The sequence below is a fragment of the Bradyrhizobium sp. genome (assembly GCF_050014615.1).
Classification (GTDB): Bacteria; Pseudomonadota; Alphaproteobacteria; order Rhizobiales; family Xanthobacteraceae; genus Bradyrhizobium.
The window spans coordinates 1-11045 of record NZ_JBEKCZ010000194.1 but is presented as its reverse complement, the minus strand read 5'-3'; the positions used below and the strand labels follow the sequence as shown (position 1 = coordinate 11045).

At 62.8% G+C, this 11045-nt stretch carries 12 protein-coding genes and 1 pseudogene; 7 read left to right on the top strand and 6 right to left on the bottom strand.

Annotation, left to right across the window (positions count from 1 at the left end; genetic code table 11):
- The 5 genes and pseudogenes from pyrG to ABR948_RS24165 form a co-directional block, all read left to right on the top strand.
- Nucleotides 1-876, top strand: a pseudogene (gene pyrG, locus ABR948_RS24185) (CTP synthase); the annotation flags it as partial.
- 152 nt (nt 877-1028) lie between these two features.
- The gene (locus ABR948_RS24180; RefSeq protein WP_428122932.1) at nt 1029-1355 is read left to right on the top strand and encodes an NIPSNAP family protein; all 327 of its coding nucleotides are present in this window, start codon (nt 1029-1031) and stop codon (nt 1353-1355) included.
- Nucleotides 1356-1386: 31 nt separating this feature from the next.
- Complete coding sequence (locus ABR948_RS24175) at nt 1387-2253, top strand: VOC family protein (protein ID WP_428122931.1); 867 nt, start codon at nt 1387-1389, stop codon at nt 2251-2253.
- Between the two features lie 96 nt (nt 2254-2349).
- A complete protein-coding gene (gene kdsA, locus ABR948_RS24170; protein ID WP_428122934.1) occupies nt 2350-3261 on the top strand; it encodes a 3-deoxy-8-phosphooctulonate synthase in 912 nt (303 codons plus the stop codon).
- A complete protein-coding gene (locus ABR948_RS24165) occupies nt 3261-4484 on the top strand; it encodes an MFS transporter (protein ID WP_428122930.1) in 1224 nt (407 codons plus the stop codon). The genes kdsA and ABR948_RS24165 overlap by 1 nt, the downstream gene beginning before the upstream one ends.
- Here ABR948_RS24165 and ABR948_RS24160 read toward each other — a convergent pair.
- From ABR948_RS24160 to ABR948_RS24135, 6 genes are all read right to left on the bottom strand, one after another.
- Entirely contained in the window at nt 4481-5827 is a 1347-nt protein-coding gene (locus ABR948_RS24160) for an NAD(P)/FAD-dependent oxidoreductase (RefSeq protein ID WP_428122929.1), read from the bottom strand. The two genes, ABR948_RS24165 and ABR948_RS24160, sit on opposite strands and share 4 nt — an antisense overlap.
- Nucleotides 5828-5836: 9 nt before the next feature.
- A complete protein-coding gene (locus ABR948_RS24155) occupies nt 5837-6256 on the bottom strand; it encodes a nuclear transport factor 2 family protein (protein WP_428122928.1) in 420 nt (139 codons plus the stop codon).
- 111 nt (nt 6257-6367) lie between these two features.
- Entirely contained in the window at nt 6368-7282 is a 915-nt protein-coding gene (locus ABR948_RS24150; protein WP_428122926.1) for a LysR family transcriptional regulator, read from the bottom strand.
- A gap of 6 nt (nt 7283-7288) precedes the next feature.
- The gene (locus ABR948_RS24145) at nt 7289-8389 is read right to left on the bottom strand and encodes a YeiH family protein (protein ID WP_428122925.1); all 1101 of its coding nucleotides are present in this window, start codon (nt 8387-8389) and stop codon (nt 7289-7291) included.
- Between the two features lie 182 nt (nt 8390-8571).
- Nucleotides 8572-9060, bottom strand: a complete 489-nt coding sequence (gene queF / locus ABR948_RS24140) for a preQ(1) synthase (RefSeq protein ID WP_428122923.1) — start codon at nt 9058-9060, stop codon at nt 8572-8574.
- A complete protein-coding gene (locus ABR948_RS24135; protein WP_428122922.1) occupies nt 9044-9238 on the bottom strand; it encodes a hypothetical protein in 195 nt (64 codons plus the stop codon). The genes queF and ABR948_RS24135 overlap by 17 nt, the downstream gene beginning before the upstream one ends.
- On the opposite strand from ABR948_RS24135, the gene eno reads away from it, so the two are divergent.
- A complete protein-coding gene (gene eno, locus ABR948_RS24130) occupies nt 9216-10499 on the top strand; it encodes a phosphopyruvate hydratase (RefSeq protein ID WP_428122921.1) in 1284 nt (427 codons plus the stop codon). The genes ABR948_RS24135 and eno overlap by 23 nt on opposite strands.
- 261 nt (nt 10500-10760) lie before the next feature.
- A partial coding sequence (locus ABR948_RS24125; RefSeq protein WP_428122919.1) for a hypothetical protein occupies nt 10761-11045 on the top strand: 285 nt, incomplete at its 3' end.

Below are 11045 nucleotides of genomic sequence, written 5' to 3'. Positions count from 1 at the left end.
GCCGTGCCGGAGGGCTATCACGCCGCCGGCCTCGACGACGAGGTGCTGGCGGCGTTCGGCATCGAGCCCAGGATTCCGCCCGCGCTGCAAAGCTGGCATGTCATCAACGAGCGGGTGCGCAATCCCGAAGGCGCGGTGACGATCGCGATCGTCGGCAAGTACACCGGCATGAAGGATGCCTACAAATCGCTGATCGAGGCGCTGTCGCATGGCGGCATCGCCAACAAGGTGAAGGTCAATCTCGACTGGATCGAGAGCGAGGTGTTCGAGAACGAGGATCCGGCGCCGTTTCTGGAACACGTCAACGGCATTCTGGTGCCCGGCGGCTTCGGCCAGCGCGGCGCCGAGGGCAAGATCCGCGCGGCGCAGTTCGCGCGTGAGCGCAACGTGCCCTATTTCGGCATCTGCTTCGGCATGCAGATGGCGGTGATCGAGGCCGCGCGCAACCTGGTCGGCATCGAGCAGGCGAATTCCACGGAGTTCGGCCCCACCCCCGAACCGCTGGTCGGCCTGATGACGGAATGGCTGCGCGGCAATGAGCTCGAGAAGCGAACCAAGGCCGGCGATCTCGGCGGCACCATGCGGCTTGGCGCGTACCCCGCGGTGCTCAAGCGCGGCAGCCGGGTGTCCGAGGTTTACGGCGGCGCCCTTGAGATTTCAGAACGTCATCGTCATCGCTATGAGGTCAACACCGCCTACAAGGACCGGCTCGAGCAGCACGGCCTGAGATTTTCCGGGCTTTCGCCCGACGGCGTGCTGCCGGAGATCGTCGAATATGAGGATCATCCCTGGTTCATCGGGGTGCAATTCCATCCGGAACTGAAATCGCGGCCGTTCGAACCGCATCCGCTGTTCGCATCCTTCGTTCAGGCCGCGAACCGCATCCGCTGTTCGCATCCTTCGTTCAGGCCGCCATGGTGCAGTCGCGGCTGGTGTGATGCCATGCATCGGCGGCCTTTGACGAACGCGCCGATTGTTGCGACAAAACAATCTCGACCACCGCAAGAACAGATCAGGGAGTCATACTCATGATTTACGAAACCCGCGTCTATCGCTGCCTGCCGGGCCGGCTGCCGGCACTGTTGAAACGTTTTGAGACCATCACGCTGAAGCTGTGGGACAAGCATGGCATCAAGCAGGCCGGCTTTTTCACCACGCTGGTCGGTGAATCCAATCAGGAACTGACCTATCTGCTGGCCTGGGAATCGCTGGCCGAGCGCGACAAGAAATGGGCCGCGTTCCAGAGCGATCCGGACTGGATCTCGGCGCGCGCGCAGACCGAAGCCGATGGCCAGATCGTCGGCAACATCGTCAACCAACTCTTGGTGCCGACCGCATTCTCAGCGGTGAAGTAACCGCCGCTTAAAGGGCTTAAGGTTTCGCGGGATGCCCCGTGGTCTCGACCACATCGTGCACGCCGTCCGCGATCTCGACGCGGCGGCGGCGTTCTACGCGAGCGCCGGCTTTACTGTCGGCGCGCGCAACCGCCATCCCTGGGGTACGCATAATCGGATCGTTCAGTTCCCCGGCTTTTTTATCGAATTGATTACCGTCGGCGAGCCCGGACTGATCCCGATGCCACCGCAGGGTTCGTTCTCGTTCGGCGGCTTCACGCGTGACTTCCTCGCGCGCACAGAGGGATTGTCGATGCTGGTGCTGGAGGGCAAGGGGGCGGCCGGCGACGTTGCGGCATTCCATCAAGCCGGCATCGGACATCTCGATCAATTCGACTTCGAACGCGACGCCAAGCGGCCCGACGGCTCAACCGTGAAGGTTGGGTTCTCGCTGGCGTTTGCGACCGATCCCAAGGCACCCGACATCGGATACTTCACGTGCCAGCAGCACTATCCGGAGAATTTCTGGAATCCGGCGTTCCAGATCCATTCGAACGGCGTCGCAGGTATCGCTGGAGTGACGATGGTCGCGGATCGTCCTGCCGATCATGCGGCCTTCTTCCGTGCGTTCTGCGGCGTCAGCGATGTGACGTCGAACCCGAATGGCATCGCGGTCAGGACGCCACGGGGCGAGATCGGGGTGATGGATTCCACGGCGTACCGCCGGCAATTTGCCGTAAAGCCGCCGGATCCGGCAGATGGGGCCCGGCTGGCCGCGATACGTCTGTCGCTGCGCAACAAGGCCGCGCTGATATCCGCGCTCGGGAAGGGCGGCATTGCGCCCGTGGAGCATCTGGGCAACGTCATCATACCGTCCGATATCGGCCATGGCGCAACCCTGATATTCGAGCAACCCTGATATTCAAGAGGGCATAGATATTTAGCGCGTATTCCGGCCTCAAAACCGGTACGCACTGATGCGCGCCGAGGGTTGATCCCCCCGGCGCTGCACGGCATGGTCTGCGGACGCCGTCATGAAGGAAAAGCCTTGAACGCCACACTTGCAGCTGCGTCCGTGGTCGCCGCCGGATCAGTCAAATTCGGCAATGACTTGCCGATGTCTGTTATCGCCGGTCCGTGCCAGCTCGAGAGCCGCGCGCACGCCCTTGAAGTGGCAAGCGCGCTGAAGGAGATCGCGGCGCGCTTGAAAATTGGCCTTGTCTACAAGACCTCGTTCGACAAGGCCAACCGCACCAGCGTATCCGCCGCGCGCGGCATAGGGCTTGCGCAGGCGCTGCCGATCTTTGCCGAAATACGCTCGTCGCTGGGATTGCCTGTCCTCACCGATGTCCACGAGGCCGCCCAATGCGCCGAGGTGGCGCAGGCCGTCGACGTGCTGCAGATCCCGGCGTTTCTGTGCCGGCAGACCGATCTGCTGCTGGCGGCCGCCGCGACCGGCAAGGTCGTCAACGTCAAGAAAGGGCAGTTTCTGGCGCCGTGGGACATGGCCAATGTCGTCGCCAAGATCACCGGCGCGGGCAACCCCAACGTTCTGGTCACCGAGCGTGGCGCCTCGTTCGGCTACAACACCCTGGTGTCGGACATGCGGGCACTGCCGATTTTGGCGCGCACGACCGGCGCGCCCGTCATCTTCGACGCCACCCATTCGGTGCAGCAGCCGGGCGGCAAGGGCACCTCATCGGGCGGCGAGCGCGAATTCGTCCCGGTGCTGGCGCGTGCCGCGGTCGCCGTCGGCGTCGCCGGCGTGTTCATCGAAACCCATCCCGATCCCGACCACGCGCCGTCGGATGGTCCCAACATGGTACCGTTGCGCGAGTTCGAAGGGTTGCTGCGGACGCTGATGGCGTTCGACATGCTCGCCAAGAAACTTGTCGACAAGAATCCTGACAAGAATGTAGCGCGTTGATGCCGCAGACAGGATTGCGGTCGCATGAAGCGCGCTTGCCGCCGGCCATCAACATCATCGCGCTCGCGAATTTCGCGGCCAGCCTGTCGGCCCGCGCGCTCGATCCGGTGCTGCCGCATGTCGCCGGCGATTTCGGCATCAGCATCGCCACCGCGGCCAGCTTCTCCGCGGTGTTCGCCTTCACCTTCGCGATCGTACAGCCGGTGCTGGGGGCCGCGGCGGATCTGTTCGGCAAGGCGCGGCTGATGATCGTGTGCCTGGTGCTGCTGGGCCTGGCGAGCATCCTCGGCGCGCTGTCGACATCGTTTCCAATGTTGTTCGCGACGCGCATTCTGGCCGGGATTGGTTCCGGCGGCGTGTTTCCGGTCGCGCTGGGCCTGACCAGCGACCTCGTGGCGCCCGCCAAGCGCCAGGTCGCGATCGGGCGCACACTGGCGGGTTCGATGACCGGCAATCTCCTGGGTGCCTCCTTTTCCGGCGTGATCGGCGACTTCCTGGGCTGGCGCGGCGTGCTGGCGGTGCTGGGCGTTCTGGTCATCGTGGCGTCGGTTGCGGTGGCGGCCGGCTTTCGCGGCGCGGCGCTGGCGCATCCGCCCAAAACCAATCTGTCGGCGCTCCGGCACGGCTATCGCACCATCTTTTCCAACCCGAACGCGCTTTGCTACGCCGCGGTCTTCATCGAAGGCTGCTGCGTGCTCGGGCTGTTTCCTTATCTTGCCTCGTTCCTGTTCGAACTCGGCGAGACCAGCCTGTCGATCGCGGGCATCGTCATCGCCGGGTTCGCGCTCGGCGGCCTGTTCTATACGCTGACGGTTTCCCGCTTTCTGCCGCGGCTCGGCGTCAAGGGCATGATGATCATGGGCGGCTCGCTGGTCGGGCTGCAACTCGCCGTCATCGCGTTCGGCCCGAGCTGGAAGATCCAGGCCATCAGCCTCCTGTTCATGGGCTGGGGTTTCTACACCATCCACGGCTGCCTGCAGGTATTTGCCAGCGAACTGTCGGTGGAAGCCCGCGCCACCGCGATGTCGCTGCACTCGTTCTTCTTTTTCATGGGCCAGACCGTGGGTCCGATCGCCTACGGGTTTGGCATCCTGAACGTCGGCAAGATGCCGACCTTGCTCACCAGCGCCGTCATTATCGTCGCGCTCGGCTTTGCCTGTGCGCGGCTGCTGCGGCAGCGCAGGCCGGAGGATGCGGCCGCGCGGCCCGACGTTCAGCCTTAGGCGGAGGCCGCCATCAGGGCTGTAACGCGGCTCGCGATCTGCGGATCGCGCAATGCGCTCGGCGGCTTCATGAGATGGTTCACCTCCGTCATGATCCGGTGGACAGCCGCATCCTCGGCGGCGATCCGCAGCAACGCGCTACTGTATTTCAATCGCCGCTGAAAATTCGCCGGGCATTCCCCGCGTGTCTTCGCATAAATAAAATCGTTCTCGGCCGCCGACCAGGGGGCGGCGAGCACGTCCTGGATAGCGGCGAAGAAAGCCTGTGCCAGCCCATCAAGCGGATCGGCCGCGCCAGCCCGCGCGTCGAGAAGGTGTTTGAGGACGGCCACTTCCTGCGCGACCACGCTCATTCCCTGTCCGAAAGCCGGGTTGACGCGACAGATCACATCGCCGAGCGGGAGCAATCGGGCCGGAAAATTCGAAAGCGACTCGAACCGCCGCCGTACGCTGCAGGGCAGGCCGAACCGGTAGATCGGTCCGGCCGCTGTGGCGTCCTTGATGGCATCGTAGATGGTCGGTGTTCGCAGCGTCCTGGCGAAGGCGATGAAGCCCTGCACGTCGTCAGGCGGGGTCTCGCCATGGACGCCGTTGAGGCCGACATGCCAGCGGTTGTTTTCGATCGGAAACAGGAACGCGCCGCGCCCGCTGTCGGCCGAGGGGCGGTGGATCACCGCGCGCCAGTCGCGCGGCGCCGCCGGAGGAATATCGAAGGTCGCCGTTGCATAGCTGAGATCGACGCCGATCTCGGTCTCATTAGGTCTTGGCATGCCGAGGCGGTCCAGCGCCTCGAGGGTGAGCGTGCCGCGTGACGATGCATCGACGACAAGATCGGCCGCGAGCGTCGTGCTTTCGCCATTCGCAAGGTCGTAGCGGACGCCCACGACCGCAGATCCGTCGGGCGAGGTCAAAAATTGAGTGACGCGACAACGCGACTGCAATTCGACATTGGCTTGCTGTTCGACGCCGCGTCGCACCACAAATTCCACCAAAGGCCGTGTCATGCAGAGCGTGTCGAAATCGAGATCGCGCAGCGGAAACGGATCGAACCCCGGAGATTCGATCCGAATCTCTGAGCCGACCCGGGCCCGCATCGCGCCGGCCTGCTCAAGCTTCGTCTCGAAACCGGGAAAGAATTCGGTGAGGGCGTTGAGACCGCCTTTGAGGAGAACATGAACCTGCCGCGACTGCGGCGTTCCGGTGCGCGCTTCCGGTCCGGCAGGTAAGGCATCGCGCTCCAGCACGCTGACTTTTTCGAAATACGACGACAGCGCCTTTGCCGCGGTCAATCCGCCAATTCCGGCGCCGACGACGACCGCGTGTTTGCCAAATCTGCCCGACATCGCAATCCTCTAAACAGATTTATCAATCGTCAATGTAGGCGCGTTCTGGATGGCGGCGGCTTCCGGCAATGCCGGCGGCGCGCCAAAAAACCCCACAATCCGGGCAATCCGGCCATCCCCGTCAAGTTCGCCGAAATCACGGCCCTCGACGGTGGTCTGACCGTCCGGACCGACCATCTTCCATAAAAAATGAAATTTGCCGTGATGGTGATCTACGCCACTCGTCAGGATGATTTTGAAGCCGGGCATGCGTTGTCGAAAGCCCGCGATATGCTGCACCAGCGCTTCACGACCCGACACATCGGCGGTCGGGTCCTGATACACCCCGTCGTCGCTCCATGCGATGGCGAGCAGGCGACGGCGCTCCGCCTCATCAACGTCCATCCAGGCCGCGCCATAGGCGCTGACGACTACGTCGACATCGGTCATGAGGCCCTCCATTTCCTCGCGGGTCCTGGTTCGCGCGACGCCGCTCCCTTGGAGATGATTGCATTTGATCGGGCGACCAACAAGGCCACGCATTGTGCAAACGGCCGTTGCTCAACCCTGGAGCGATTTCAGCAGGGCCTGTTCGATGCGGCTCACATGCCGCTCCTTGTGCCGCAAGATATAGAACGAGCGTCGCGGCAGATCGAACTTGACGCGGTACAGGGTCTTGGCGGCCAGCGATGGCGTGACCACGAGATCGGAAATCGCGGTGGCGCAGTCGCCGGTCTCGACGGCGGTGCGGACGGCTTCGTTGGACGGCAATTCCAGCGCGATCCGAAGATCGGACAATTTGATGCCGGATTGCCGCAGCGCGGTCTCGAACATCGACCGCGTGCCGGAGCCAGGTTCCCGCAACACCCAGGCGGTCGCCAGCAAATCCTTTGGCGCGATTTTCTTACCGCCGATCCAATTCTTCCCGTCGACCCGATTCTTCCCGCTGACCCATGGGTGCTTGGCGCCGACGACCACGATCAGCGCATCGCCGTCGATCCTTTTGGCCGCGAGCGAGGCGTCGTCGACCTCGCCTTCGACGAAGCCGAGGTCGGCGCTGCCCTGGAGAACCGCCCGCGCGACCTGCTCGGTGTTGGCAATGCTGACGTGCAGATCGATGCCGGGATAGGCGGCATGAAAGGCCTGGAGGCGGCCCGGCAGCCAGTAGTTGGCGACCGTCTGGCTTGCGGCGATCGTCAGCGACCCGCGCTTCAATCCCGCCAGATCGTTCAGCACCTGCGCCGCCGCTCTGGCGCGCGCCAGCACCGCGCGGGCCTCGATCAGGAAGTCGCGGCCGGTCTGCGTCAGCACGATGCCGCGGCCGATGCGGTCGAACAGCTTGATGTCGTAACGCGCCTCGAGCGCCGCGATGGCGGCGCTCGTTGCGGATTGCGTCAGGTTCAACTCGCTTGCGGCCTGCGTGACATGCTGCTTTTCCGCGACCGCAATGAAGATGCGAAGTTGTTCCAGCGTCATGAGCGGCTATCCAAAGAGCTTGATGAGGGCAAGACTGAAGCTTGCGATGAAGAGGAAGGCAAGGGCCCCCAAAAGTGCCGGCCGAATGCCTTTGGCCGTCAGCTTGCGGATATCGGTTTCCAGCCCCATCGCCGCCAGAGCGACGGACAGCAGGAACGTGGTCGCCGCCGCGATCCAGATTTTTGTTTCGGCCGGGATCGCGATCAGGCTGTTGACGCCGACCAGCGCCACGAAGCCGAGCACGAACCAGGGCATTGGCGGCCGGGCCGACGACGTGCCCGTGGCCGGATCGTCCTTGCTGGCGCCACGCGCCATCAAGCCCAGGGCGATCACGACAGGCGCCAGCAACATGACACGCGACAGTTTGGCGATGGTGGCGAACTGGCCGGCCCTTTGTCCGTCCTGGAAAGCCGCGGCTATGACCTGCGCGATCTCGTGGATCGACGCACCGCTCCACAGTCCGAAGGCGTGGGGATCGAGTTGCAGCAGTCCCGGGAGCAGCGGATAGGTGAACATCGCCACCGACCCGAACACGGTCACGCAGGCCACCGCGTAAGCCACGTCTTCATCATGCGCGTCGGTCACCGTGTTGGTGGCGATCACGGCGGACGCGCCGCAAATGGATGTGCCGGCGGCGATCAACTGGGCCAGTTTGCGATCGACGCCGAGCAGCTTCCCCATCCAGACCGTAAAGGCGAAGGTGGCCACCAGCGTTGCCGCGATGATGCCGATACCGCGGCCACCGACCTCGATCACCTCTGCGATTGTCAATTGCAGTCCGAGCAGGATGATGGCGATGCGCAGCAGCCGCCGCAGGCTGAAGGTCACGCCTGTTTTGGCGGCGGACGGCGTGCCGACCAGATTATGGAACGCGATGCCGAGCATGATGGAAAGGATTTGCGGGCTGAACGTCGCCATGCCAGGCAGTTGCCGGACCAGATAGGCAGTCATCGCGACCGTCGACGCCAGCAGTAGGCCGGGCAGCGTCGCCAGGAAGGTTCTGCCCAGTTCATGTGCCGGGCCTGACGGCGCGGTCCCGGCGGCTCTTCTGCTAAGCGAACTGGCGAGATCGGCGGCGGTGACGAGTTGGGAAGCTGGGTTGGTCATGAGGCGGGCTCCGTCGGTTGACCCACCCAATATCGATAGCTTCGATCGATCTATCCAACAGATAATAATAGTTAAATCAATCGATTTTATCGATCAAATAAAGCAAGGGGGCTGGACTGCCCCGCTAGACCGCAGGACGGTTGTTGCAACCGTTCCGTCAGGCGATCATGCGCGCGAACGGATCAGCCCCGGCCGCGATAGGGCGCGACGCCCTGATCCGGAATCCACAGATCCTTCGGCAGTTTGCCGGTTTGCCAGAACACGTCGATCGGAATGCCGCCGCGCGGATACCAGTAGCCGCCGATGCGCAGCCATTTCGGCTTGATTGCCGCCGCGATCCGCTTGCCGATCGCCACCGTGCAATCCTCGTGGAACGCGCCGTGATTGCGGAAGCTCGCGACATAGAGTTTCAGCGATTTCGACTCCAGCAGCCATGGGCCCGGCACATAGTCGATCATCAGATGCGCGAAGTCGGGCTGGCCGGTGACCGGGCAGAGCGAGGTGAATTCCGGCGCGGTGAAGCGCACCACGTAATTGGTATCTTTTTGCGGATTGGGAACACGGTCGAGCTTCGCGGCGTCAGGCGAGGTGGGCCATTCCACGGCGCGGCCAAGCTGCAGGCCCGGTGAATCCGATACCGGCTTTGACGATTTGCTAGGTTTCTTGGACATGCTTTGTCTCCATTGCCGCGTTATTAGACAATTCGCCGGGCGGCGTCACGGGCAAGGCAATCTTCAAGGCAACCTTTTCGGCCGCCAAAGCTTGCTGTAAAGGCTTGCTGTAGAAGCAGCGCCAACCCTTCTCCAATTTTTCCAAAGAGGCACCCATGACCGCCATCGTCGACATCATCGGCCGCGAAATCCTCGACAGCCGTGGCAATCCCACGGTTGAGGTCGATGTGGTGCTGGAGGACGGTTCGATCGGCCGCGCGGCGGTGCCGTCGGGGGCCTCCACCGGCGCCCATGAGGCGGTCGAACTGCGCGACGGCGACAAGGCGCGCTATCTCGGCAAGGGCGTGCAAAAGGCCGTCGCGGCCGTGAACGGCGAAATCTTCGACGCCCTCAGCGACATGGCGGTCGAAGAGCAGGTTCAGATCGACCAGATCATGATCGATCTCGACGGCACGCCGAACAAAAGCCGGCTCGGCGCCAACGCCATCCTCGGCGTTTCGCTCGCCTGCGCCAAGGCGGCGGCGGAATCCTTCGACATGCCGCTGTATCGTTATGTCGGCGGCACCTCGGCGCGGACCCTGCCGGTGCCGATGATGAACATCATCAATGGCGGCGTGCACGCGGACAATCCGATCGATTTCCAGGAATTCATGATCATGCCGGTCGGCGCCAAGAGCTTTGCCGAGGCGCTGCGCTGCGGTTCGGAAATCTTCCACACCTTGCGCGCCGAGCTGAAGAAGGCCGGTCACAACACCAATGTCGGCGACGAGGGCGGTTTCGCCCCGAACCTGCCGTCGGCGGATGCGGCCCTTGAATTCGTCATGGCTGCGATCGGCAAGGCCGGTTACAAAGCCGGCGGCGACGTCATGCTGGCGCTGGATTGTGCCGCGACCGAATTCTTCAGGGACGGCAAATACGTTTACGGCGGCGAGAGCAAGACCCGCTCGGTTTCCGAACAGGCAAAATATCTCGCCGATCTCGCATCGCGCTATCCGATCGTCTCGATCGAGGATGGCATGTCCGAAGACGATATGGACGGCTGGAAGCAACTGACCGATCTCATCGGCAGCAAATACCAGCTGGTCGGCGACGACCTGTTCGTGACCAACGTGACCCGGCTCGCCGACGGCATCAAGAACGGCCGCGCCAACTCCATTCTCGTCAAGGTCAACCAGATCGGGACGCTGACGGAAACGCTTGATGCGGTCGAGATGGCCTACAAGGCCGGCTACACCGCCGTGATGTCGCACCGCTCCGGCGAAACCGAGGATTCCACCATCGCCGACCTCGCGGTCGCGACCAATTGCGGCCAGATCAAAACCGGCTCGCTGGCGCGCTCCGATCGCACCGCCAAGTACAATCAGTTGCTGCGGATCGAGCAGGAATTGGGGAGCCAGGCGAAATATGCGGGCAGGGCGGCGCTGAAGGCGCTGGGGTGATTGGGCTCTGGGTTTCTGAGGGCCTCTAGGCCTTATCCAATTCAAGAGGCATGTTTGGCTTCGCCTCAAATTGCCTCAGATAACAGGCTGAGCCGCGCGATTTCCGTCGAATGCCGCGCCTCGAAGACGGCGCCATGTCGTGAGACTATTGCACTGCAACGCCCGACACGTCCAATGCACGAGCAACTTTGGATTGCATCAGCAGAAAAGTCGCGGCATCATTGCGAGGAAACTTAATCTCGCGTTTGGGGAGCGCAAATTATGGTTGACAGGCTTCCAAAGAGCTATCTGGCAGGGTGGATAGTCGCGGTCATTTTGGCGTTTGGCCCTTTGTTCTTGGATTCTCATAGAGACCAATATGCTATTTTCCTGCCCGGAATATTATCAATCATTACCCTGGTCATTCTCGATCAATGGAACAGTGCAGAGCAACGTTCCAAGTTGACCTCTCAATTGATGACCGAGTTTAGCGCCATGCGCCAAGAGATATTCTCGGAATGCCAGCGCGGGATCACCGGAGCGCAGGTCGTTTCCACCTTTTCCTTG